19 protein-coding genes are annotated in these 23,896 nt (G+C 62.3%); 8 read left to right on the plus strand and 11 right to left on the minus strand.

The features are described 5' to 3' along the window. Positions 1-184: 184 nt before the first annotated feature. The 3 genes from ehuB to ehuR form a co-directional block, all read right to left on the minus strand. Complete coding sequence (gene ehuB / locus NKJ23_RS06365; protein ID WP_352452350.1) at positions 185-1,036, minus strand: ectoine/hydroxyectoine ABC transporter substrate-binding protein EhuB; 852 nt, start codon at positions 1,034-1,036, stop codon at positions 185-187. Positions 1,037-1,101: 65 nt separating this feature from the next. After that, on the minus strand, positions 1,102-1,887 hold the full coding sequence (gene ehuA / locus NKJ23_RS06370) for an ectoine/hydroxyectoine ABC transporter ATP-binding protein EhuA (RefSeq protein ID WP_352679175.1): 786 nt from the start codon (positions 1,885-1,887) through the stop codon (positions 1,102-1,104). Between the two features lie 122 nt (positions 1,888-2,009). After that, a complete protein-coding gene (ehuR, locus tag NKJ23_RS06375) occupies positions 2,010-3,395 on the minus strand; it encodes a MocR-like ectoine utilization transcription factor EhuR (RefSeq protein WP_352452352.1) in 1,386 nt (461 codons plus the stop codon). An 82-nt stretch (positions 3,396-3,477) separates the two neighbouring features. Between ehuR and NKJ23_RS06380 the strand changes: the two genes are divergently transcribed. From NKJ23_RS06380 to NKJ23_RS06400, 5 genes are all read left to right on the plus strand, one after another. Further along, positions 3,478-3,969 carry an Lrp/AsnC family transcriptional regulator gene (locus NKJ23_RS06380; protein ID WP_352679178.1) on the plus strand — a complete coding sequence of 164 codons (492 nt, stop codon included), beginning with the start codon at positions 3,478-3,480 and terminating at the stop codon, positions 3,967-3,969. A gap of 127 nt (positions 3,970-4,096) precedes the next feature. Further along, entirely contained in the window at positions 4,097-5,590 is a 1,494-nt protein-coding gene (locus NKJ23_RS06385; protein ID WP_352679181.1) for an NAD-dependent succinate-semialdehyde dehydrogenase, read from the plus strand. Between the two features lie 35 nt (positions 5,591-5,625). Beyond that, positions 5,626-7,005 (plus strand): aspartate aminotransferase family protein, encoded by a 1,380-nt coding sequence (locus NKJ23_RS06390; protein ID WP_352679184.1) that lies wholly within the window; start codon positions 5,626-5,628, stop codon positions 7,003-7,005. 9 nt (positions 7,006-7,014) lie between these two features. Beyond that, positions 7,015-8,163 (plus strand): alcohol dehydrogenase family protein, encoded by a 1,149-nt coding sequence (locus NKJ23_RS06395; RefSeq protein ID WP_352679187.1) that lies wholly within the window; start codon positions 7,015-7,017, stop codon positions 8,161-8,163. Positions 8,164-8,381: 218 nt separating this feature from the next. Next, positions 8,382-9,494: a nucleotidyltransferase family protein gene (locus NKJ23_RS06400; protein WP_352679189.1), complete on the plus strand. Its 1,113-nt coding sequence runs from the start codon at positions 8,382-8,384 to the stop codon at positions 9,492-9,494. An 87-nt stretch (positions 9,495-9,581) separates the two neighbouring features. Here NKJ23_RS06400 and NKJ23_RS06405 read toward each other — a convergent pair whose 3' ends face one another. Beyond that, on the minus strand, positions 9,582-10,958 hold the full coding sequence (locus NKJ23_RS06405; protein WP_352679192.1) for an aspartate aminotransferase family protein: 1,377 nt from the start codon (positions 10,956-10,958) through the stop codon (positions 9,582-9,584). 167 nt (positions 10,959-11,125) lie between these two features. On the opposite strand from NKJ23_RS06405, the gene NKJ23_RS06410 reads away from it, so the two are divergent. Further along, positions 11,126-12,244 carry an NAD(P)/FAD-dependent oxidoreductase gene (locus NKJ23_RS06410; RefSeq protein WP_352576438.1) on the plus strand — a complete coding sequence of 373 codons (1,119 nt, stop codon included), beginning with the start codon at positions 11,126-11,128 and terminating at the stop codon, positions 12,242-12,244. Positions 12,245-12,465: 221 nt separating this feature from the next. Beyond that, positions 12,466-13,473, plus strand: a complete 1,008-nt coding sequence (gene ftsZ, locus NKJ23_RS06415) for a cell division protein FtsZ (RefSeq protein ID WP_023677189.1) — start codon at positions 12,466-12,468, stop codon at positions 13,471-13,473. 43 nt (positions 13,474-13,516) lie between these two features. Here the strand turns inward: ftsZ and NKJ23_RS06420 are convergent, their stop codons facing one another. The 7 genes from NKJ23_RS06420 to NKJ23_RS06450 all read right to left on the minus strand — a co-directional run bounded on the left by NKJ23_RS06420 (position 13,517) and on the right by NKJ23_RS06450 (position 22,446). Then, positions 13,517-14,533, minus strand: a complete 1,017-nt coding sequence (locus tag NKJ23_RS06420) for a phosphotransferase family protein (RefSeq protein WP_352679371.1) — start codon at positions 14,531-14,533, stop codon at positions 13,517-13,519. 7 nt (positions 14,534-14,540) lie between these two features. Beyond that, the gene (locus NKJ23_RS06425; RefSeq protein WP_352679374.1) at positions 14,541-15,782 is read right to left on the minus strand and encodes an acyl-CoA dehydrogenase family protein; all 1,242 of its coding nucleotides are present in this window, start codon (positions 15,780-15,782) and stop codon (positions 14,541-14,543) included. A 224-nt stretch (positions 15,783-16,006) separates the two neighbouring features. Beyond that, positions 16,007-18,148 carry a beta-galactosidase gene (locus NKJ23_RS06430; RefSeq protein ID WP_352679195.1) on the minus strand — a complete coding sequence of 714 codons (2,142 nt, stop codon included), beginning with the start codon at positions 18,146-18,148 and terminating at the stop codon, positions 16,007-16,009. Positions 18,149-18,166: 18 nt separating this feature from the next. Beyond that, positions 18,167-19,306, minus strand: a complete 1,140-nt coding sequence (locus tag NKJ23_RS06435; RefSeq protein WP_352679198.1) for an ABC transporter ATP-binding protein — start codon at positions 19,304-19,306, stop codon at positions 18,167-18,169. A 61-nt stretch (positions 19,307-19,367) separates the two neighbouring features. Beyond that, on the minus strand, positions 19,368-20,219 hold the full coding sequence (locus NKJ23_RS06440; protein ID WP_352452362.1) for a carbohydrate ABC transporter permease: 852 nt from the start codon (positions 20,217-20,219) through the stop codon (positions 19,368-19,370). Then, entirely contained in the window at positions 20,219-21,103 is an 885-nt protein-coding gene (locus NKJ23_RS06445; RefSeq protein ID WP_352679201.1) for a carbohydrate ABC transporter permease, read from the minus strand. The genes NKJ23_RS06440 and NKJ23_RS06445 overlap by 1 nt, the downstream gene beginning before the upstream one ends. A gap of 71 nt (positions 21,104-21,174) precedes the next feature. After that, positions 21,175-22,446 carry an ABC transporter substrate-binding protein gene (locus tag NKJ23_RS06450; protein ID WP_352679204.1) on the minus strand — a complete coding sequence of 424 codons (1,272 nt, stop codon included), beginning with the start codon at positions 22,444-22,446 and terminating at the stop codon, positions 21,175-21,177. A gap of 243 nt (positions 22,447-22,689) precedes the next feature. Between NKJ23_RS06450 and NKJ23_RS06455 the strand changes: the two genes are divergently transcribed. Further along, positions 22,690-23,892, plus strand: coding sequence for an ROK family transcriptional regulator (locus tag NKJ23_RS06455; RefSeq protein ID WP_352679207.1), 1,203 nt, complete (start codon positions 22,690-22,692; stop codon positions 23,890-23,892). The last annotated feature ends 4 nt before the right edge of the window (positions 23,893-23,896 follow it).

The raw sequence follows: 23,896 nt of genomic DNA on the forward strand, positions 1-23,896 counted from the left end.
GTCGAAAGTTTCCGCGTTGAATGTCTAGCGACACGTTGGTTCCAGCGTCCTTCTCCCCGTTCACGGGGAGAAGATGCCGGCAGGCAGATGAGGGGCAGCGCGAACCAACCGGAGTATGGCGCCGCCCCTCATCCGGCCCTTCGGGCCACCTTCTCCCCGTGAACGGGGAGAAGGAAGAACGCACCTACTTCGCCGAGCAGAGCTTGTCGCGGCTCGTCGACATTGCCGCCGCCGCCGAGAAGCCGTAAGGCTCGATGATCTTGGCGAACTCGCCGGACTTCTTCAGTTTCGCCAGCTCGACATCATAGGCGTCGCGCAGCGCTTCGTCGCCCTTCTTGAAGGCCGCGCCGTCGCAATAGACCGGCGCACCGACCACCGGCGCGATGACTTCGAGGTTCGGATCATTGGCTTTCTTGACCAGGTCGTTGATCGACAGCACGGGCAGCGAATAAGCATCGATGCGGCCGTCCTGCAGCATCTTCAGGCCGCTCTGGCCGTCCGGCACGACGATGACGCGCTCGCGCGGCACACCTGCGGTGAGCGCAAGCTTCTCTTCGGTGCCGCCACCCGGTGCGCCGATCGTGGCGCTCGCGTCCTTCGCGACGTCCTCGTAGCTCTTGAAACCCTTCGGGTTGCCCTTCTTCACCAGCATCGCCTCGGCGTCGCACAGCACCGGTTCCGAATAGGCGACCGCAGCACAACGTTCCGGCTTCATGAACAATCCGGCGGTGACGACGTCGAAACGGCCGGCCTGCAGGCCGGGAATCATCGCGCCATATTCCGAGATCGAGGCGACGATATCGTTGACGCCAAGGCGCTTGAAGATTTCACGGGCAACGTCAGGCGCCGCACCCGAAACCTTGCCGTCGGCAGCGACCGCCGTATAGGGCGGCTCGTTGGCGATGGCGACGCGGGCAAAGCCTTGCGCCTTGAGCTCTTCGAGCTTGCTGTCGTCGGCCGAGCCGGCCGTCGAGGCGGCCAGCACCGCCGTCAGCGTAATACCGGCGACGCCGGCCAAAATGGCAAATTTCTTCATTGTTCCCAACTCCTTGTTTGTCTGTCTTCTTGGCTTGTTTGAGGCGTCGCCGCCTCGCATGGCAGTCAGACCCGATGTCCGGCCGCAATGATCTTCTTCAGGAAACCTTGCGTGCGCTCCTGTTTGGGATGGCGGAAAATCTCGTCGGGCTTGCCCTCCTCGACTATTCTGCCGCGATCGAAAAACAGCACCCGGTCGGCGAAGTCATGGGCGAAACCCATCTCGTGGGTGACCAGCAGCATGGTCATGTCGGTCTCGGCGGCGAGCTTGCGCATGACGTTGAGCACCTCGTCGACGAGTTCCGGGTCGAGCGCCGAGGTGACCTCGTCGAACAGCATGATCTTCGGCGACAGCGCCAGCGCCCGCGCAATCGCGACGCGCTGCTTCTGGCCGCCTGAAAGCTGCGCCGGCATCGCCTTGGCCTTGTCGACCATGCCGACCATGTCGAGCAGTTCCATCGCCCGCTTTTCGGCGGCGGCCCGCGGCACGCCTTTGGTCAGCATCGGTGCCAGCGTCACATTGTCGATGACGCATTTGTGCGGAAACAGATTGAACAGTTGGAAGACCATGCCGATCTTCTGGCGCATCTTTGCCAAATGTCGTTCATCGGCCGTCAGCAGCCGGCCGTTACGCTCCATGTGGTACAACTGTTCGCCGTCGACTTGGATGTGGCCGCTGTCGATACGCTCTAGCGTCATCAGGATACGCAGGATCGTCGTCTTGCCCGAACCAGACGGGCCGATTAGTGCCAGCTTCTCGCCGGGCATGACTTGCATCGAGAGGCCGTCCAGCACCTTGAAGGTGCCGAAGCTTTTCGAAATATCGTCGATCTTGATGATGGGCGCCGACAATGAATTTCCCGTGCTGGAGAAGCTATGCCTTTAACGATGCGGATCGCGGCAAATCATGTCAATCAAGAAAATAATATCATGACAATATTTCGGATTCCGCACAATTTCCCGCCATTTGTCGCCTAGATCGCAAGCAGGAGATGCTCGGGATCGCCGAGCAGAAGCTTGGTGACAACGCCGAGACCGGCACGCAGTTCCCCCTCCGTGGTCGAGCCCAGCGAAATCCGTACGGCTGGATGCCAAGGCATCTGCGAAATGCGAAACGACGTGCCGGGCGCGATCGCCACGCCCTGCAGGCGGGCCTGGGAAACAAAGCTTTCCTCACCGCGGTCATCGGGCAGTTGCAGCCAGACATGCAGCCCGTCGCGATGAGCGCGATAGTCCACTCCGGCAAGCACCTCGGCGGCTATGTCCAGACGCCGCCGCAAAGCCAGGCGCTGCCATCGCACGAGTTCCATCGCGGTGCCGTCGGTCACCCATTTGGTGGCGATCTCGGCCACCAACGGCGTCGCCATCCAGTTCGAGACGAGATGGCGGTTGGCGACCGCGGCGACATAACGATCGGGCGCCGCGAGATAGCCGATGCGCAGGCCCGGCACCACGATCTTGGTGAAGGAGGTGACGTAGAGCGTGCGCTCGGGCGCGAAGGCGGCTACCGGCGGCGGCCGGTCCTCGACCAACGGGCCGAGGACGTCGTTTTCGATAATGGCGATGTCATGCCTGCGCGCAACGGCGGCAATCTGTTCGCGCCGGCCGGCATCCATCAGGGTGGCCGTAGGGTTGATCACCGACGGCTGCACGAACACGGCGCGGATGTCCGACAGCCGGCAGGCCTCGTCCAGCGCTTCCGGGATCAGCCCATTGTCGTCGATCGGCAAACCCTCAAGGTTGAAGCCGAGATAACGCGCCAGCGGGATCAGCGTGTGGTGACCGATCGCCTCGGTGGCGACGGTCGAGCCGGGCGGCGCCACGCTCATCAGCGCCACTGTCATCCCTGCGGTGGCACCGTTGGTCAGGCTGATGTTCTGCGGCGACGCGTCGAGGCCACAGAGGCGTAGCCACTCGACACCCACCGCGCGGTGGCGCGGGAACACCATGTTCGGCCTGAACGACAGTGCCGAGCTCGACGGCAGGTTTTCGGCGAGCCAGCCCAGCGCCTGCCTCAGCCGCTCCAGATGCATCGGTTCGCAGACCGGCTTCAGGATGGAGAGATCGATGACCTCGCCCAGCCGCTCCGGCAGATAGGGGGGCTCCGGCTCGCGGCGCTGTGTCTGCACGAAGCTGCCGCGGCCGACCTCGCCGGACACCAGCCCGCGGCGGATCAGCTCCTCATAGGCGCGGCTGACCGTCTGCACGGAAAGTTGCAGATCGTCAGCCAACTGCCGGTGCGTAGGCAACCGAGCGCCATTGGCCAGGCGCCCGTCATGGATGGCGCGCGCGAACTGGTCGGCGAGCGATTGATAGGCCGGCCGCCGGATAAGAGCGGGATCTGGTCGCCAAAATGTCATGACTTATTAGAGATCAAAATCAGTGCAATTGACAATCGAAATAATGCGCCGTCATGGTGTCCGGCACTGGAAGTGGGCGATCATGGCTGCAGCGAAACTCGATCCGATCGATCTGAAAATCCTCGACGCCATCCAGCGCGACGGGCGCATCACCAAGCTGGCGCTGGCCGAGAAAGTCGGCCTGTCGCCGACGCCTTGCTGGATGCGGCTGCGCAAGCTGGAAAAGGCCGGCATCGTCTGCGGCTATCATGCCAGGATCGCCATGCGCGCCATCGCGCCGGTCGCTACCGTGCTGATGGAGGTGACGCTGGCTAGCCACCGCCAGGCCGATTTCGACCGTTTCGAGCGCGTCATCCGCAACATTCCCGAGATCGTCGCGTGCTGGTCTGTCGGCGGCGGCGTCGATTACCTGCTGAAAGTCATGGCGCGCGACATCGACGCCTATCAGCGGCTGGTCGACACTCTGCTCGAGCGCGAGATCGGCATCGACCGCTATTTCACCTATATCGTCACCAAGACGGTGAAGGAGGAGAGTGTGCTGCCGGTGGCGGACCTGTTGCCGGCATCTTCCTGATACCGGAGAGATCGTCTGGCTGGGCAGGGCAATAGAGACAATCTCTCTACGTGCAGGCACGCAAACAGCCTCTCTGTTTGCGCGGCAGAGATAGTCTTGCGGCATCACCCGAACCGGGAGCCCGATGATGTCCGCACATTTTGCCCGCTCGCACCGCCATGAAGCACTTGATCGCCTTGCCGACCGGCGGCTGCTGCGCGAACTCGCCTATGTCGCTGGCCACTGGACGGCGAGCGAGACCGCGGAGAGTTTCGAGGTGACCGATCCGGCCACCGGATCCACCGTCGCTTTCGTTGCCGCGCTCGATGCCCGGCAGACCACATTGGCGATCGATGCGGCATCGCGCGCCTTTCCTGCCTGGCGCGCATTGCTGCCGCAGGAACGGTCGAAAATCTTGCGAAAATGGTTCGATCTGATCGTCGCCGCCAAAAATGACCTGGCCCTGCTGATGACGCTAGAGCAAGGCAAGCCGCTGAAGGAATCGCGCGGCGAGATCGACTACGCAGCCTCTTTTGTCGAATGGTATGCCGAGGAGGCCAAACGTCTCAACGCCGAAAGCGTCACCAGCCATCTGCCAAATGCCGAGATGGTGGTGCGACGCGAACCGCTTGGTGTCGTCGGCGTTGTCACGCCGTGGAATTTTCCCACGGCCATGCTGACCCGCAAGGCGGCGGCCGCGCTCGCCGCCGGCTGCACCATCGTCGCGCATCCTTCCTCGGAAACGCCGCTGTCGGCACTGGCGCTAGCCGAACTTGGCGAGCGCGCTGGCGTGCCGGCTGGCGTGTTCAACGTTCTCACCGGCAAGGCTTCGACCATCGTCGGGCGGATGTGCGAAGACCCGCGCGTTCGCGCCATGAGCTTCACCGGCTCGACCGAGATCGGCAGGTTGATCGCCGCGCAAAGTGCGCCGACGATGAAGCGTCTGGTCATGGAGCTTGGCGGTCATGCGCCTCTGATCGTCTTCGCCGACGCCGATCTCGACAAGGCTGTGACCATCGCCGTCGACGCTAAATTCGCGACCTCCGGCCAGGACTGCCTCGCCGCCAACCGCATCTATGTCCAGCGTCCGATATACGATCGGTTCTGCGCTGCTTTCGCTAAACGCGTCGAGGCATTGCGGGCCGGCAATGGCCTCGCTGACGACACCGAAATCGGACCCTTGATGCACGAACGCGCCGTCAAGAAGGTCGAGGAGCAGGTGGCCGATGCGCTCGCCAAAGGCGCGCGTTGCCTGACCGGCGGCAAGCGCCATCCTGCCGGGCCGCTGTTCTACCAGCCGACCCTGCTCGCCGACGTTGGAGACGACGCTTTGATCATGCGCGAGGAGACCTTCGGTCCGGTTGCGGCAGTGACGCCTTTCGACAGCGAAGAGGAAGTCGTCGCCCGCGCCAATGCGACAGAGTACGGCCTGGTCGCCTATGTCGTGACTGAGAATGGCGGTAGGCAATTGCGCATCGGCCGCGCGCTCGACTATGGCATGGTCGCCATCAACCGCGTCAAGATCACCGGCGCGCCGGTCCCGTTCGGCGGCGTCAAGCAGTCCGGCATCGGTCGCGAGGGCTCGCGTCACGGGCTCGAAGCCTTTACCGACTTCAAATATCTCTGCCTCGACGTGGCGTAACGCCCCGTCAGGCTTTTGCTTTCAAGGAGTAAAAAATGCTCGACCAGTCCAACGAACTCGCCGCCTGGGATCGCGATCATTTCTTCCATCCCTCGACCCATATGGGCACGCACGCACGCGGTGAATCTCCGACGCGGGTGATCGCCGGTGGCGAAGGCGTCACCATCTGGGACAATAACGGCAAGAAGAGCATCGATGCCTTCGCCGGGCTCTACTGCGTCAATGTCGGCTATGGCCGCCAGAAGATCGCCGACGCGATCGCCGCGCAGGCCAAGAATCTCGCCTATTACCACGCCTATGTCGGGCACGGCACCGAGGCATCGATCACCCTTTCCAAGATGATCATCGACCGCGCGCCCGAGGGCATGTCGAGGGTCTATTTCGGCCTCTCCGGTTCCGATGCCAACGAAACCAACATTAAGCTGATCTGGTACTACAACAACGTGCTCGGCCGGCCGGAGAAGAAGAAGATCATCTCGCGCTGGCGCGGCTATCACGGCTCCGGCATCATGACCGGATCGCTGACCGGCCTCGACCTGTTCCACAACGCCTTCGACCTGCCGCGTGCGCCGGTCCTGCACACCGAGGCGCCCTACTACTTCCGCCGCGCCGACCGCTCGCTGAGCGAGGAGCAGTTTTCGCAATACTGTGCCGACAAGCTCGAGGAGATGATTCTCGCCGAAGGGCCGGAGACGGTCGCCGCGTTCATCGGTGAGCCTATCCTCGGCACCGGCGGCATCGTGCCGCCGCCGGCCGGCTACTGGGAGAAGATCCAGGCGGTGCTGAAGAAGTACGACGTGCTTCTGGTTGCCGACGAGGTCGTCACCGGCTTCGGCCGGCTGGGCACCATGTTCGGCTCCGACCATTACGGCATCAAGCCCGACCTGATCACGATCGCCAAGGGCCTGACCTCGGCCTATGCGCCGCTGTCGGGCGTCATCGTCTCAGACAAGGTCTGGCAGGTGCTGGTGCAGGGTTCAGACAAGCTCGGCTCGCTCGGTCATGGCTGGACCTATTCGGCGCATCCGATCTGCGTGGCCGCCGGCGTCGCCAACCTGGAACTGATCGACGAGATGGACCTGGTGCGGAACGCCGGCGAGACCGGCGCCTATCTCCGCGCCGAGCTGACGAAAGCCGTCGGTGGCCACAAAAATGTCGGCGAGGTACGCGGCGACGGCATGCTGGCGGCAATCGAGTTCGTCGCCGACCGGGACGACCGCGTGTTCTTCGACGCCTCGCAAAAAATCGGGCCGCAGGTCGCGACCACCCTTGCGGAAAGCGGCATCATCGGCCGCGCCATGCCGCAGGGCGACATTCTCGGTTTCGCGCCGCCGCTCTGCCTCACCCGCGAAGAGGCCGACATCGTCGTGTCGAAGACGGCCGATGCGGTGAAAAGCGTGTTTGCCAACATCTGAAGAACCGACATGAATGCCATGACCAAGACCCTCCCCGCCAGCATGGCCGCCGTGCAGCTGATCGGTCACGGCGGACCGGAAAAGCTCGTCTACCGCACCGATGTGAAAGTGCCCTCGCCCGCCCGGGGCGAGGTGCTGGTCAAGGTCACCGCTTGCGGCATGAACAACACCGACGTCTGGGTGCGCCAGGGCGCCTATGGAACGGAGGAGGATGCCGCCGCTGTGTCGACCTGGCGTCGTCAGGGCAATACGCTGAGCTTCCCGCGCATCCAGGGCACCGACACGGTCGGCAACATCGTTGCCGTCGGCGACGGCGTTTCGCCAACCCGTATCGGCGAGCGAGTGATGGTCGATTTCTCGATCTACAACCGTGACGACGATTCACTCGCCGACATCGACTATATGGGCCACGGCCGCGACGGCGGCTATGCCGAATATCAGGCGGTGCCGGCAGAGAATGCCCATGTCGTCGACACCGATCTGAGCGATGTCGAGCTTGCCACTTTCTGCTGCGCCTATCTCACCGGCGAGCAGATGTTGGAACGCGCCGCATTGAAAGCCGGCGAGCGTGTGCTGGTCACCGGCGCCTCGGGCGGCGTCGGCTCGGGCATCGTGCAGCTGGCGCGGGCGCGCGGCGCCATTCCCTATGCGGTTGCCGGCAAGGGCAAGGAACAGGCCGTGCGTGACATCGGCGCCGAGGCGGTGATCACCCGTGGCGTTGCCGATCTGCCGGCCGCCGTCAGCGCGGCGACCGGCGGCCAGCCGATCGACGTGGTAGCCGATCTGGTCGGCGGCGCGATCTTCAACGACCTCCTGCGCATCTTGAGGCCGGAAGGCCGCTATACCACGGCCGGCGCGATTGCCGGCCCGGTCGTGCAGCTCGATCTGCGCACCATGTACCTGAAACAGCTGCAACTGCATGGCTCGAGCCAGGGCACACGCGCGGATTTCCGCCGCATCGTGCGCTACATCGAGGACAAGAAGATCCGGCCGCTGGTCGGCGGCGTCTACAAGCTGTCCGATTTCCATCGCGCCCAGGCGGATTTCATCGCCAAGGATTTCGTCGGCAAGCTGGTGGTCGTTCCGGATGCGGCCGCCAAAATAGCGCGTCGACCACAAACGCCTATGACAGGCTCGGGCCGTTCGTGGACGCGGTGAGGTCGAGCGCCACATCCAAGCAGCGTTTTCGTGATGGCTTTGTTTATCTGAATGAGCAAAACCCATTCTGATTTGGCTGCACGCCGGCAACAAGGATTCCTGACCTCTCCTGCGGCGTTATAAGGTTTTCGCGATTTTCTTATAACCCCCGCTTGCGTCCCTTGAGGTCATGGCGCTATAAGAGAACCGCATTTTTCTTATAACCGGAGCCGCCCGACATGAAGACGGTCGACCTCGTTTACCGCACGATGTATGCGGAACTCGTCCAGCGATCCTTGGACGCAGCCTTCGAAACGGATTTCCCTACGACGGGCAATCTCGTCAAGGTGCCCGTCAAGGGCAAGGTATACTGGTATTTCGAGGAAACGCAGCCGACGAAGACGCGACGGTATGTCGGGCCTGACAGCGATCCCGAGATTGCAAAACGCGTTGAATCCTTCCGTCAGATCAAGGACGACCTCCGCGCCCGCAGGAAGCTGGTATCCACGCTCGTGCGCGAGGCAGGGCTGACAGAACCCGAAAGGTTCACCGGGGATGTCGTCGAGGCGCTGGGGAAGGCTGGCATCTTCCGCTTGCGCGGCGTCCTGGTCGGCACAGTCGCCTTTCAGTCCTACGCGGGCTATCTGGGCGTGAAGCTGCCCGGTGCAGCGTTGCAGACGGGCGATGCAGACTTCGCCCTATTCCATTCCGTGTCGGCCGCGGTCGAGGACAGCCTGCCGCCCATCCTCGAAATCTTGAGGGAGATCGACCCAACCTTCAGGGAAATCCCTTACAGATCAGATCCCGGACACGCGACGCAATTCGAGAACGCAGTCCGATACAAGGTCGAGTTCCTTACACCGAACACGGGCAGCGATGACTACGCCGATCATGCAACCTCGATGCCGTCTTTGGGCGGTGCATCCGCGCAGCCTCTTCGGTTTCTCGATTTCCTGATCCACGAACCAATCAGAACTGTGCTGCTGCATCGATCGGGAGTGCCTGTCGTGGTACCGTCGCCCGGACGATATGCGGTTCACAAGCTGATCGTTGCCTCGCGCCGACAGAACAACGCAAACGGCGTGGGCAAGCGGGAAAAGGATGTCCGCCAGGCAGCACTTCTGGTCGAGGCACTGGAAGCTACCCGTCGCCAGGACGATCTCGCCGTCGCGTTTTCGGAAGCGTGGGACAGGGGGAAACATTGGCGTGAAGCGATACAAAAAGGACTTGGCTTGATTCCCCAGAAACAGCGTGGCGACGTCGAGGCGACGATCGTCAACGCACTTTCAGGAATCGGCGAGGAACTGGAAGGATTCAGCGGCTCATCTGCGAAAACAAAGCACGGAGACTAAACGGCAGCAACGGGTGTGGAGGGTAACCTTCTGCCAGCCGTCGCCGAGGCGTTTTTGTTTTCAGGTTTCAAAATCGACTTTGCCTATTCAGCTCTGCGATCGGACCTGCTTGGCGGCAGCCTCGAGCGACCGTTCAAACGCGTCGATCACCTGGTCGACCTGCGGCTCGGTGATGATCAGCGGCGGGCAGAAAGCCAGCGCATCGCCCATATTGCGCGAGATGACGCCGTTCTGCTGCATGAAGCCGTTGACGAGCCCGCCCAGCGCGCCGGCCGTCTCCCACGGCGTCTTGTTCGCCTTGTCGCTGACCAGCTCGACCGCCGCGATCAGGCCGACGCCGCGCACCTCGCCGACAAGCGGGTGCGAAGCGAGCGTGCGCAGCCGCTTCTGCAAATGCGCGCCGACCGCACGTGCATTGCCGACAAGGTCGCGCTCCTCGATCAGCTTCAGGTTCTCGAGCGCGACCGCTGCCGCAACAGGATGGCCGCCGCCGGTGAAACCGTGGCCGAAGGTGCCGATACGGTTGCTCTCGTCGGCGATCGGCTCGAATACCTTGTCATTGATCAGCAGGGCTGAGATCGGCAGGTAGGACGAAGAGATCTGTTTCGACAACACCATGATGTCGGGCCTGATGCCGAAGGTCTGCGAGCCGAACATCTCACCTGTTCGGCCAAAGCCGCAGATCACCTCGTCGGCGATGAGCAGGATGTCGTATCTCGATAGCACCGCCTGTATCTTCTCCCAGTAGCCGGCCGGCGGAACGATGACGCCGCCGGCGCCCATGATCGGTTCGCCGAAAAAGGCGGCGATGGTTTCCGGTCCTTCGGCGAGGATCAGCTTTTCCAGCTCGTCGGCGAGCCGCGTCGAAAACAGCTCTTCGCTTTCACCCGGCAGCGCCTCGCGCCAATGGTGCGGCGTCGAGGTATGCAGCACATTGGCAATCGGCAGGTCAAAGGAAGTGTGGTTGTTGGGCAGTCCGGTCAGACTTGCCGAGGCGATGGTGACGCCGTGATAGCCCTTCTTGCGGCTGATGATCTTCTTGCGCGCCGGCTGGCCGAGCGCATTCGACCGGTACCAGATCATCTTCATGGCCGAATCGTTGGCCTCGGAGCCGGAATTGGTGAAATACGCCTTGCTCATCGGCACCGGCGCCATCTGCACCAGTCTCTCGGCGAGATCGATCAGCGGCGAATGCGATTTGGAGCCGAAATCGTGATAGTAAGGCAGCTTCGACATTTGCCGTACTGCCGCATCGACCAGCCGCTTCTCCGAAAAACCGACCGCGACGCTCCAAAGCCCGGCCATCGCCTCGATATAACGGTTGCCGGCGAGGTCCTCGACATAGATGCCGTCGCCCTTCTCGATAATGAGCGGCCCCGATTCCTGATGCCTGCGCGCATTCGTATAGCCATGCATGTGAAAGCTTATGTCGCGGGCTTCGGGAGAATTCGGTCGTGCGTCCATGATGGCTCCTGTGCTACACGCGGAAACAGTCCCGCCGCCGGTCCGCCTCGGCAGGTCCCCGTGCATTATGCCGTTTGATGCATCTTTCTCGAACGGTATAGTGTCAAGCGCTTTCGACAGGGCCAGCGGATGGATGGACGCATGCAGAACTTCGGCTTGACCTGACCGTGGACCATGTCGACTGCATTGTCGCCGGCGCCGGCGTTGTTGGCCTGGCGATCGCGCGAGAGATGGCGCAGCGCGGCATCGATACGCTGGTCCTGGAAGCCGAGAGCGCTATCGGCACCGGGACAAGTTCGCGCAATTCCGAGGTCATCCATGCCGGCCTCCATTATCCGGTTGGATCGCTGAAAGCCCGGTTCTGCGTGGCCGGCCGGGAAAGACTCTATCGCTATTGCGAGGAGCGGGCGATCCCGCACGCGCGCTGCGGCAAGCTCATCGTTGCCACAAATGCCGAACAGGAGCCGGTGCTCGCCTCAATCCGGGCCAATGCACGCGCTTGCGGCGCCGGCGACCTGTTGCGCTTGAGCGAAGCCGAGGCGCATACGCTGGAGCCCAGCCTTAAGTGCACGGCGGCGCTGCTGTCGCCCGCCACCGGCATCATCGACAGCCATGCCCTGATGCTCGCCCTGTTGGGCGACGCCGAGGAGCACGGGGCGGCACTTAGTCTCAACACGCGCATCGCCTCCGGCCGCATCGAAGCAGGCCGCGTCGTGCTCGAGACGGTGGACGCTGCCGGCGGCGAGCGCTTCGAGATCGCCACTCCGCGTTTCGTCAATGCCGCCGGGCTTGGCGCCGCAGCACTTGCCGGTTCGCTTGAAGGGCTCAATCAGCAATTCGTGCCAAAGCTCCATTATGCCAAGGGCAATTATTTTTCGGTGGCCGGCCGGGCGCCGTTCTCGCGATTGGTCTATCCGGTGCCCGAACCCGGCGGGCTCGGTGTTCATCTGACACTCGACTTTGATGGCGTCGCCCGCTTCGGGCCGGACGTCGAATGGACCGATCAACTCGACTATCGCGTCGACCCGGCTCGTGGCGAGCGCTTCTACAGCGAGATCCGCAAATACTGGCCGGACCTGGCCGATGGCAGCCTGCAACCCGCTTACAGCGGCATCCGGCCAAAACTGTCCGGTCCCGGTGAGGCCAATGCCGACTTCGTCGTCCAGGACGTGGCGGTGCACGGCGTGGATAGCCTGGTCAACCTGTTCGGCATCGAAAGCCCCGGCCTGACCTCCTGCCTGACGATTGCCGACCATGTCGCGCAGTGCCTCGCGCCGAAGTTGTAGCGTGCGGCGCCCCGCACCGCGATCTGCACTGTATCAAGGCGCATTGCGTGAACTTTCAGACGCAAGTCGCCTATGAGGCACATCGCGCACTTGCAGCACGCTCCGCGCTCTGATTCCCTGCATTCTGGGCTGTCCTGATTCGCACTGCCCGGTTCAGAGTTTTCGCAGTGCGCCCGGGACAAGCTTCCAGCGACCACTCGGCGTATCCAGGGAGAACGGCAATGAACACCGCGACGAGGCCGGTAATCTCGGAGATGAGGCCCAAGATCACCGTCGTCGGGGTCGGCGGCGGCGGCGGCAACGCCGTCAACAACATGATCGCCGAAGGCCTGCAGGGCGCGGAATTCATCGTTGCCAACACCGATGCCCAGGCCCTTGCCATGTCGAAGGCAACGAGGCTGATCCAGTTGGGGGCTCATATCACCGAAGGTCTCGGCGCCGGGTCCCTGCCCGAGGTCGGCCGTGCCGCAGCCGTGGAATCCATCGACGAGATCATGGATCACCTTGCTGGAACGCATATGTGCTTCGTGACCGCCGGCATGGGAGGCGGAACCGGCACTGGTGCCGCGCCTGTTATAGCGCAGGCAGCGCGGGCAGCCGGAATACTGACCGTTGCCGTCGTCACCAAGCCATTCGTCTTCGAAGGCAGGCGCCGCATGTACGCTGCCGATGAGGGCATCGAGCGCCTGCGCGAAAGCGCCGATACCGTCATCGTCATTCCCAACCAGAACCTGTTCAGGATCGCCGACGCCAGAACCACGTTCGCCGACGCCTTCGCCATGGCCGACCGGGTCCTCTATGCGGGTGTCGGCTGCATCACCGATCTGATCGTCAAGGAAGGCCTGATCAATCTCGACTTCGCCGATGTGAAGTCGGTGATGCGCGACATGGGCCGCGCCATGATGGGAACCGGCGAAGCCGCCGGAGAAGGCCGCGCCAAGAAGGCAGCGGAAGCGGCAATCGCCAACCCGCTGCTCGACGAAGCTTCGATGATGGGCGCCAAGGGCGTCCTTGTCTCGATCTCGGGCGGCATGGACATGACGCTGTTCGAGGTCGACGAAGCCGCTACCCGCATCCGCGAGGAGGTCGACAACGATGCCGACATCATCGTCGGCGCCATCTTCGACAAGGCACTCGCCGGAAAATTCAGGGTGTCGGTCGTGGCGACCGGCTTGCGGCGTGGCTTGGAGATTCCACTGCTTGCCGAACCGGAAGTTCGCATGAACTGAACGCGTATCGCTGCAACTCGCTCAGCCGACTGCCAGCCTCGCGTCACCAGGTCCGCGCGCCGTCGATGACTTCGATGGCGCGTGCAGCAAAACGGCCGGCCAGCGGTGCCACGTCGGCCGCATCGGCCGCAACCGCGCTGCCGGCCAGCACGCGGTCGGCGATGCCGACGAAGATCACGGCAAAGCGGAACATGGCAAACACCAGATGGAACCGCTGCAGCGGCGCCGTCGGCACGGCGTGGGCGAAGTAATGATCGAGGAATTCGCGCTGTGTCGGAATCCCGAGGGCTGCCTGATCAAGGCCGAGGATGCCGCCATATTCGTCCGATGAGGAATGCCAGGGCATCGAGCAGAAGCCGAGATCAGCAAGCGGATGGCCGAGGGTCGATAACTCCCAGTCGAGTATGCCGATCACCTCGGGCCGCTCGGGATGGAAGATGAGATTGCCGAGACGGAAATCGCCATGCGCGATCGAAACGTGGCCGTCATCTGGCGGAAGATGTCGCGGCAGCCATTCGGCGACGGCTTCGAGCGCGGCAATGCGCTCGCTCGGCGATTCCCGCAACTGTCTGGTCCAGCGCGCGATCTGTCGCTCAAAATAGTTCCCGGGACGGCCGTAGTCGCCGAGCCCGACCTCTTCCGGCCGGACTGCGTGCAGCTTTGCCAGCGCCTCGGCCATGCCGAAATAGATGCCGCGCCGCTCGTCCGGCGCCAGTCCCGGCAACGAGCCATCGTGGAACACCCGGCCGTCGAGCCGCTGCATCAGATAGAACGGCGTGCCGAGCGGCTCGTCGCCGTCGTGATAGAGCACCGGCCGCGGCACCGGCACCTTTGTCGATGCTAGCGCCTCGATCACCCGGTACTCGCGATCGACCGCATGAGCGCCGCGCAGGATCGGTCCCGGAGGTTTCTTGCGCAGAACCATGCGGCGGCCGCCATAGTCGACGAAATAGGTCGGGTTGGATTGGCCGCCGACGATCCGCTCAAGCGACATTTGGCCATCGCCAAAATGCGCTCTCAGAAAATCCTCCAGGCGTACCGGATCGAAATCCATCCTCATTGCCGGCTCAGCGGTTCCCGCCGCGACCTGTTTCGTCTTGTCTGCCGGCTTCGACATGCCAGCGCCAGAAGCCCGCACCTTCCTCATTGAGAAAGCGGTTGAGCACCATCTTGTGGACCTCGTCGGCGCCGTCGACCAGGCGAGCCTGGCGGGCGTAGCGGTAGATCCATTCGAGTACAGTGTCTTTCGAATAGCCGCGGGCGCCGTTGATCTGGATCGCCACGTCGGCGGCGTCATGCAGCACGTTGGCGACCTGGATCTTGGCCATGGAGACCTCCTTGCGGGCAAAGCCGCGGCGATCGAGCTCCCAGGCCGCCTTCATCACCAGCAGCCGCCCGATCTCGATGCGCATGGCAAGGTCGCCGAGCATCAGCTGGATACTCTCACGGTCGGCCAAAAGCTGCCCGAAACCGCTACGCTCGGCGGCATAGGCGCGCGCGATCTCGATGCAGCGCTTGGCAAGACCGAGCCAGCGCATGCAATGGGTGAGCCGCGCCGGACCGAGCCGGACCTGGGTAACCCGGAGGCCGCTGCCTTCGCCGGCAAGCACGTCCTCGACCGGGACTTCCAGGCCGTCGAACTCCAGCTCGCAATGGCCGCCATGTTCTTCCGGTCCCATGATTTCGATGCGCCGCACGATCCGCCAGCCCGGCTGGTCCTTGTGGAACAGCAAGGCCGAAAGGCCGTGACGCGGATCGTCCGAAGTGCGCGCAATGAGAATGAAGTGGCTCGCCTCTTGCGCGCCGGTGATGAACCATTTGCGGCCTGTGACGACATATCTGTCGCCGCGCCGTTCGGCTCTGGTCATGATCATCGACGGGTCGGAGCCGCCGCCCGGATGCGGTTCCGTCATTGCGAAAGCCGAACGCACCTTGCCCTCGACGATCGGCTTCAGCCATCTTTGCTTCTGCTCCGGCGTTCCCAGTCGTTCCAGCACCATCATGTTGCCATCGTCGGGGGCCGCGGAATTGAACACGACCGGACCGAAGATCGAGCGGTTCATCTCTTCATAGCAGACGGCCATATCCACCTTGGAAAGGCCGGCCCCGCCGGTCTCGGGTTTCAGCTGCAGGCACCACAGGCCGGCTGCTTTCGCCTTGCCCCGCAGCGTTTCAAGCAGCGGCAGCGCGATATTGCCATGGCCGTCATAGCAAGCCTTGTCAGCCTCGAGCGGCAGGATTTCGCGCTCGACGAAATCGGCGATCCGGCTGCGGAAGGCCTCGGTTCGGACGGAAATGTCGAAATTCATGACGCTCACAAGGATGAAACGAGATGCCGCCATCGGCTCCGATGGTCGCGCCGGTAGTGTAACTGCCGTCGTTGAATGCGAGCAACAGCAGTTCGCCGGCCGTTCCTTGCGCACGTTCAAAGCGCCGGTTCGATATGGATCGATGCCGGCGTGCTGCCGATGGCGGTCGAATTCCACGATCAGAGAGTACTCAGGTTTCGTATGGCTAACGTCCGCGACAATGCTCAGATCAATTCGAGGACAGCGCAGCCATAGCCGTCCAGCGTCAACACTCCGGAGACAGGTGCTTCGCCATCGAGCAGGTTGCTGCCGAAGGGAACGCCGGTTACCGCAACGGGCGTGTCTTTGATGTTTTGCACGAACAGCAGCCGGCGTTCGTCATTCTCGCGCATCGTGACCTCGACGCCGTCCGGCAGATCCGGAACCAGAGGCTCCACATTCGCATCCACGAAAGTGCGCGTAGCGAGTTGAGCTGTCAGCTCCGGGGTTAGATAAGTGCCGACATAGAGCACACGGCCCTTGCCGACGGCGCGGGAGGTAATTGCAGGCGTTCCCGCCGCGTAGCGGTTCGACCAAATCCCTACAATTTCGACTTCCGGTTCGACTGCGAGGTTCTCATAGAAATAACCGGCATCGAACTCGTGGTTTCCAATGGTAAAACGACGGATACGGCGGCTGGATTCGGCCGGTCTGTCGGGAGGAATGACGAGCCCGCCGGAGCGCGACATGGTATTGAACAGGCCATTGGCCCCAGGTGCCGCCAGCCGCCCGAAATCCTCGACGCGAACGCCGGTCAGCTTCGACAGCGACCGGCCCGGCGCTGTGTCGCGGATGACGTGGTTGTTTTCGTCGCGGGTTCCCGTGCGCGCGCCGATGATGACGGTACCGCCATTTTCGGCAAAGACTTGCAGCCGCTCGGTCCAGCTGTCCTTCCAGATCACCCAATGCGGCACGTAGAACACCTTGAGCTTCGACAGATCGTCTTCCGGGTGGATGAAGCCGCAGGCGATGCCGCGGTCATAGCAATACTGATGCAGCAAGGTTGCATCATCCTGCGGACTTGGCAGGCCGATGGGGAAGGTCTTGTGGGCTTCCTGATTGTCGAAGTCCGAGCCGGCGATGCCGACATCCATCCGCACATGGGTGCCTAGGATCTTGTCTTTAAGCGCCGTCATCTCGGTGGCGAACTGCCTGGCTTCATCATAGCGGCGGCGAGCGACATCATCGTGATCGATGATGCCCATCCAGTATATCTCGGCGCCGAAATGTGCGGGACGCCAGCGGAAGAACATGATCCCATCGGCGCCACGCGCAACCGACGACATCGCCATGCGTCGCATTTCGCCCGGCTCCGGCGTCAGCGTGCAGAAGCCCGGCTGGGCGCCAAAACCCGACTGTTGTTCCGGCACTATGTAGTTGCCGGAAAATCCCCTGCAGATGTCGAGATGCAGCGCCTGGATCTTGGCGTGGTTGCCTAGGCGAAAGAACTCGTCATAGAGGAACGGATAGATGTCGTAGCCGACGAAGTCGAGATCGGTGGAGAATTGGCCACGAAAGTCGATGTCACGCAATCCGCCGAGATTGTGGAAAATGAACCAACTGGCATTCGCTTTTCTCAGGATCTCGACCTGGTCGTGCTGGAACCGTGCTGTCGAAAAGGCGAGAAAACGGTGGTAGTCCTGGAGGTGACCGGGACCGGGAAAGGACGGGGAAAAATCCAGCGGGAAGACAATTTCGCTGAAATCGCCGTAAGCCGTCGCCCAGAAATCGCCACCCCAGGCGAAGTTCAGCCTGTCTATCGTCTTGTAGGTTTCCTGGAGATAAGCCTGGAATTCCTTCAATGCCGACGGCGAATAGGATTCCGGCATGCTGGTGTTGAGTTCGTTGTCGGTCTGCCAGCCTATGACATTTGCATTGTCGCGGTAGTGGTCCGCCATCGCCCTGGTAATCTTGCGGCTATAGTCGCGAAACACCGGGCTGCTGGTGTCGGCATACTGGCGCGAGCCGTGGCCCATCGACCGGCCATTTCCATCAAGCCGCAGGATTTCCGGATGCTTTGCGGTCAGCCAGCGCGGCGGGGTGGCGGTCGGCGTGCACAGGATCGTGTTGACGCCGTGACGCGCCAGCCCCTCGATTGCCCGGTCGAACAGGTCGAAATCGAAGGTGCCTTCACGCGGTTCGAAAATGTGCCAGGCGAATTCGCCGAGGCGGGCGACGTTGAAGCCGGCCTCGGCCATGCGCCGGGCGTCATTGTCCCAGTAACTCTCGTCCACATGTTCGGGGTAGTGCGGCGCGCCGACCAGAAAGCGGTCGGTCTGGATCGTGCGCCAGACCGACAGGGCGCGGCCTTTTGAAGTCTTGTTCACGAAGGATACTCCTGAAGATCAGTCGGTGATGGTGGATTTGCGGGCACTGATTGTCCGCTCATCGACAGAGGAAAAGAGATAGACGTCACGCGGCTCGACCTTGAAGCCGACGGTCGCATCGGCAGCGACGGCACTCGCATGGCCGATCTGGACGGTGACGTTGCCGCTGCCGCTTTCAGAACTGACGCATTGCAGCGGGCCGGCGTCGGCATAGAGGATGGTCTCGCGGCCGAGATGCTCGACCAGCCGCACCCGTCCTGCAAAACTCGCTGTCCCTTCCGCGGCCAAGCTGATGCTCTCCGGCCGAATCCCCATCGTCACCCTATCGCCGACCTGTACGGATGCCGCTTCCGTCAGTTCGACAGTCAAAGGAGAAAGACCGGCGGTCGACAGCCTGGCGGCGCCGCCGGAGACAGCGGCGACGGTCACTTCGAAAAAATTCATCCGGGGTGCGCCGAGGAAGCCCGCGACGAAAAGGTTGGCCGGATTGCGGTAGAGTTCGAGCGGAGCGCCCACCTGCTCGACCGAGCCGCGATTGAGCACGACGATACGGCTCGCCATTGTCATCGCCTCGGTCTGGTCGTGCGTGACATAGACCATGGTGGCGCCGAGCCTGGCGTGCAGATCGGAAAGCTCGACGCGCATCTGCGTGCGCAGCGCTGCGTCAAGGTTGGATAGCGGTTCGTCGAACAGGAACACGTCGGGCGAGCGGGTTATGGCACGGCCGATCGCCACACGCTGACGCTGGCCGCCGGAAAGCTGTTTCGGCCGCTTGTCGAGCTGGTCGGTAATGCGAAGGATCTTGGCGGCTCGCAGCACGGCGGCATCGATCTCGGCCTTGGGGCGATGCGCCATGCGCAGGCCGAAACCCATGTTCTCGGCGACCGTCATATGCGGGTAAAGCGCATAGGACTGGAAGACCATGGCAATGCCGCGCTCACCCGGCTCGGTGGTGGTGACATCACGGCCGTTGATGAGAATTTCACCGGTCGAGACGGTTTCAAGCCCGGCGATGATCTTCAACAGCGTTGACTTGCCACAGCCGGACGGCCCGACGGTGACAATGAACTCGCCCTGTTCGACGCTGAGATCAATGCCGCGCAGCGCGTGGTAGCTGCCATAATTCTTTTGTATCTGCCGGAGTTCAAGACTGGTCATGGAGCCCTGCTTGCGAAATCAGTTTCGGATCGGGTGGGCGACGCCTTGAAGCCATGGTCGCTCATCCCTTGACCGCTCCCATGGTGAGGCCGGTGATGAAGTGCTTCTGCATTAGGAAGAACATGGCAACCGGCGGCAAAGCCACGACGATGGTGCCGGCCGAGATCAGGTTCCAGGCCGAAACCCATTCGCCGCGCAGGTTGGCCAGGCCAGCGGTTACCGGTTTGACGGTATCGCTGATGGTGAGCACGACCGCCCAGAAATAATCGTTCCAGATGAAGGTGAAGAGCAGGATCGCCAGCGCCGCAAGAGCCGGCCGCACCAGCGGCACCACGACATGTACCAATGTCTGAAACGGTGTCGCGCCCTCGGCCCTGGCGGCCTGAAACAGTTCTCCCGGCAACGCGGCGATGAAGTTGCGCATGAACAGTGTCGCAAACCCGGTCTGGAAGGCGATGTGGAAGATGATCAGGGCGGCCATCGTGTCGTAGAGGTTGAGCCGCACCATGAGATCGCGCACCGGGATCATCATGATCTGGTGCGGCAGGAAGTTTCCGCCGACGAACAGGGCGAAGACGAGCATGTTGCCGCGAAAACGGTAACGGGCGAGCACGAACCCGGCGAGCGTGCTCAAGATGAGAACGCCCATCACCGAGGGGATGGTGATCGTCAGGCTGTTGAGGAAGTAGCGGGCCATCGGCGTCTGGGTGAAGACCGCCGTGTAGTTGTCGACCAGGCCGAATTGGGTCGGCCAGCCCCACAGATTGCCGCCCATGACATCCTGCGTAGAGCGGAACGAGGTAAGGATGATGGCAAAGAGCGGCGCCAGCCAGACAATCAGGATGCCGACCACCAGCACGACATAGAGGCCACGCTGCCAAATAGCAGTCTCGGGAATCGGGCGGGGAAACATCAGCCGCCTCTTTCATCGGCGCGGATCATCCGCGTCAGGTACCAGGCGATGAAGACCGCCATGATCACGAACAGCACCGAGGCAATGGCCGCGCCATAGCCGAAGCGGTAGGAAAATATGGACTGCTCGAACATCTGATAGGCAAGCACCTCGGACGAACCGAAGGGGCCGCCGCTGGTCATCACCGAGACCATGTCGAAGGAACGCAGTGCGCCGACGACGGTGACGGCGATGGCGATAAAGGTGACCTGCGTCAGCTGCGGCAACACGATGTGGCGCAGCATGTTCCAGCCCCTGGCGCCGTCAACCCGCCCGGCGCCGATCAGGTCCTCGCTGAGATTGTTGAGGCCGGCGAGATAGAGCACCATGCAGAAGGCGATCTGCGGCCACAACGCTGCGATCACGACAGCGAAGGTGACGAAATTTTCATCCGACAGCACTGCCGGGGCGGTCGCGCCGAAGGTGCGGAAGATCAGGGCGAGAAGTCCGAATTCCGGCGTATAGACCCAGGTGAAGACAACGCCGACGGCAACCGAAGCCAGCACCAGCGGAATGAAGAACAGCGATTTGAGCAGGCGCATGCCGCGGATTTTCTGGTTGACGAGCAGCGCGATGGCGAGGCCGAGCGGCGGCGCCAGCATGAACATCACCAACCAGATCAGATTGTTCTTCAGCGAAACATAGAACTGCGGGTCGGCGAACAGTTCGCGGTAGTTGCCGAGGCCGATCCAGACCATCGGGCTGAAGCCGTCCCATTCGTGCAGGCTGATCCATAGGCTCTCGACCGCAGATGCCAGAATGACGACGGAAAACAGCACAGCGGCGGGCAGAATCAGAAGTGTCGGTGTCAGCCACCAGCGATGGCGGCGCCAAACCTTCGTCATTTTGGGAGACCTCATTCACGGAAAGCATCGGGGAGCAGAGCACGAACCCCGCTCCCCTCCGCTGGGAGGCGCTAGATCTTGAAGATCCGGCGACGGGTTCCCTCGAGACGCTGAAGAATGGCGTCCCGGCGCTCCGGCTTGGCCATGAATTCCTGGAAGCCGACCAGGCCGGCCTGGGCCATGTCGGGATCGGTATCGCGGTCGTAATATTGCGATGTGCCGGCCACCGTCTTCAGGCTTTCCACGGCTGCGTTGACCAGCGGATCCTTGCTGGCCGGAAGGTCGTTGCGCGGCGGAACGTTGCCGCCAGGTTCCAGATAAGGGCCGAAATTTTCCGGCTGGTAGAAGAAGGCGAGGAACTCGCGGGCACCCGCCTTGTTCTTGGCGTTGGCCGGGATGTGGACCGAATTGACCGAGAATTCTTCGTAGCGGTCGAGGGCGCCGTCAATCTTCGGGAAAGGGGCGAATGTCAGCTGCTCGAGATCCTGCTCAGGGAAAGTAGCTTTCACGAAGGCGCCGAGGTTCATCATGCCGGCCTTCTTCTGGGCGAGGAAGGCGCCAGCCTCCTGCCAGCCGAACGACGTCTGATCCGGCGTGAAGAAACCCTGCCTGATCAGCTCTTCCCAGTGGTCGAAAACGGGCTTCAGCGCCGGGTCGGTATAGGCCATCTTGCCGTTCATCAAGGCGAAGTGCTTGTCGAGACCGTTGATCCGCAGGTTCATCTGATCGAACCATCCGGCCGCCGGCCAGAGTTCCTTGGTGCCGATGCTGACGGGGATTAGGCCTGCAGCCTTGGACTTCTGGCCGTAAGCGAGGAATTCGTCCCAGGTCGCCGGTACCGTAAGTCCGTGCTCGGCAAAGACGTCCTTGCGATAGAACATGCCCCACATCGTGCCGCCGGTCGGCAGTCCATACTGCTTGCCGTCGACCGTGACGGCACCGGTGGTAGCACCCAGCACGTCCTTGTACTTTTCCTTCTCGAACAGATCCGAAATGTCGTCGAACAGGCCGCGGTTGACGAAGGCACGCATGCGGTTTCCAGAGAACCAGAAGCAGACATCCGGCGCGCCGGCCACAAGGTAGTTGCGGATCGCGGTCTTGTGGGCCTCGTGATCCATATTGTTGATCACAACCTTGGTGCCGGACTGCTTCTCGAAGTCGGCCGCGATGCGCCGCAAGATCCGCAGGGCATCGGCATTGTTTTCGTCTGAAATGATGGTGACTTCGCTCGACTGGCTGAGTGCCGGCATCGGGAAGCCCGCGAGAGCTCCAGCGGAAATGCCCCCAGCTCCCTTCAGGAAATTGCGCCGCGTCGACGGCTTTTCAATCCACTTGAACGTCATTGTTACTCCTCCCGTGTTGTCAATTCTCTACTGGCACACCGGCCGGCGCGGTTGTTCTTCTCAACGGCGCGGCTCACCTCCCGGGCAAGAGAATATGCTTGCCCGCTCCTTCAGAGCGCGGTGACATTGCTAACCGGATTAATTTCGCTGACCCCCGGTTCGGGTGTTGAACAGTCGGGCAAACTTATGCATATGTTTTCTCGAGAGGCAATAATTAATTTACAAAATTAAGAAAGCGGATCCGTGAAGCTCAAGGGTGACCCGAGCACGACTCGGGCGATGAACCGCAGACTGATCCTCAATCTCTTGCGGCAGGAAGGTCCGCGCAGCCGGGCCGATATAGCGTCCGTTACCGGCCTTAGTCCGGCAGCGGTCACCTTCGTCGTGGCCGACCTCATCGAGGAGGGCCTGCTGATCGAAGGCAAGACAGTCGTGGGCTCGGCCGGGCGCCGCCCTATCCCGGTGGATATCAACTATGCCAACGGTCTTGCCATAGGCTTCAAGCTGATGGTCGGGTCGGTCGAATGCGTGGTCACCGATCTTGCGACCAATCCGTTGGGCTCGATGCGTGTCAAGCTCTCGGACAGCGATCCAGACCGTATCATAGCGACCTTGGCCAAGGCGGTGCCGGAGCTGATTGCGATTGTCGATCGGCCCGGCGCCAGGCTTGCCGGGATCGGCGTTTCAATGCCTGGCGTCATAGACAACCAGAAGGCTGTGTGTATCCGCAGCAATCGCTACAACTGGGACAACGTTCCCCTTGGCCCGATGCTGGCCGAACGGGTAGACGTCCCCGTGTGGCTTGAGGACGACACCAATGCCTATGCCATTGCCCAGCAACTCTTCGGCCTGGGACGGCAGCACCGCAATATGGCTGTGCTGGCGATCGGCGTCGGAATCGGCTGCGCGCTCGTCTTCGATGGCAAACTCTATCGCGGCGCGAACGGTGCTGCCGGCAAGTTCGGCCACACCTCATATGAGGAGAACGGCCGCCTTTGCGAGTGCGGAAAACGCGGCTGCTTGATGGCCTATTACGCCGAGCCGGCGATCCTGCGCACCTGGCGCGAAGCCACCGGGCACGACGAAACGGATAGCAAAGTCAGCCTTATGGCAGCCTTGGCAGACCGCGAACCGCGAGCCGTCGCCATTCTCGAAGAAGCCGGACGTGGCATCGGCCGGCATCTCGCCAACCTTGTCAACATCACCGACCCGGAGGTCATTGTCGTCGGCGGTGAAGCCGTGTCGTTTGGCGATGCGCTGTTTGGCCCAATGCGGCTGACGCTTGGGAAAAATACCTTTCGCGCGGCACCACCAATGCTGCTGGACTGGGAGGACAATTCCTGGGCAAGGGGAGCGGCTGCTCTCGTAACGCAGAAGCTCTTTGATTTCGAAACATCTGCCGGCAACGCCGCTCCGCTTTCAAAGCCGGCCCTATGGTCGGCATAGGCGA

It is taken from the genome of Mesorhizobium sp. M0184 (assembly GCF_040322215.1).
In the GTDB taxonomy this organism is placed as follows: Bacteria; Pseudomonadota; Alphaproteobacteria; order Rhizobiales; family Rhizobiaceae; genus Mesorhizobium.

Excerpts from the sequence above, each read along its gene's own strand:
- ehuB (WP_352452350.1), bottom strand. The coding sequence starts at position 1,036 with ATGAAGAAATTTGCCATTTTGGCCGGCGTCGCCGGTATTACGCTGACG.
- ehuR (WP_352452352.1), bottom strand. The coding sequence starts at position 3,395 with ATGACATTTTGGCGACCAGATCCCGCTCTTATCCGGCGGCCGGCCTAT.
- NKJ23_RS06380 (WP_352679178.1), top strand. The coding sequence starts at position 3,478 with ATGGCTGCAGCGAAACTCGATCCGATCGATCTGAAAATCCTCGACGCC.
- NKJ23_RS06385 (WP_352679181.1), top strand. The coding sequence starts at position 4,097 with ATGTCCGCACATTTTGCCCGCTCGCACCGCCATGAAGCACTTGATCGC.
- NKJ23_RS06390 (WP_352679184.1), top strand. The coding sequence starts at position 5,626 with ATGCTCGACCAGTCCAACGAACTCGCCGCCTGGGATCGCGATCATTTC.
- NKJ23_RS06395 (WP_352679187.1), top strand. The coding sequence starts at position 7,015 with ATGAATGCCATGACCAAGACCCTCCCCGCCAGCATGGCCGCCGTGCAG.
- NKJ23_RS06400 (WP_352679189.1), top strand. The coding sequence starts at position 8,382 with ATGAAGACGGTCGACCTCGTTTACCGCACGATGTATGCGGAACTCGTC.
- NKJ23_RS06405 (WP_352679192.1), bottom strand. The coding sequence starts at position 10,958 with ATGGACGCACGACCGAATTCTCCCGAAGCCCGCGACATAAGCTTTCAC.
- ftsZ (WP_023677189.1), top strand. The coding sequence starts at position 12,466 with ATGAACACCGCGACGAGGCCGGTAATCTCGGAGATGAGGCCCAAGATC.
- NKJ23_RS06420 (WP_352679371.1), bottom strand. The coding sequence starts at position 14,533 with ATGAGGATGGATTTCGATCCGGTACGCCTGGAGGATTTTCTGAGAGCG.
- NKJ23_RS06425 (WP_352679374.1), bottom strand. The coding sequence starts at position 15,782 with ATGAATTTCGACATTTCCGTCCGAACCGAGGCCTTCCGCAGCCGGATC.
- NKJ23_RS06435 (WP_352679198.1), bottom strand. The coding sequence starts at position 19,306 with ATGACCAGTCTTGAACTCCGGCAGATACAAAAGAATTATGGCAGCTAC.
- NKJ23_RS06440 (WP_352452362.1), bottom strand. The coding sequence starts at position 20,219 with ATGTTTCCCCGCCCGATTCCCGAGACTGCTATTTGGCAGCGTGGCCTC.
- NKJ23_RS06445 (WP_352679201.1), bottom strand. The coding sequence starts at position 21,103 with ATGACGAAGGTTTGGCGCCGCCATCGCTGGTGGCTGACACCGACACTT.
- NKJ23_RS06450 (WP_352679204.1), bottom strand. The coding sequence starts at position 22,446 with ATGACGTTCAAGTGGATTGAAAAGCCGTCGACGCGGCGCAATTTCCTG.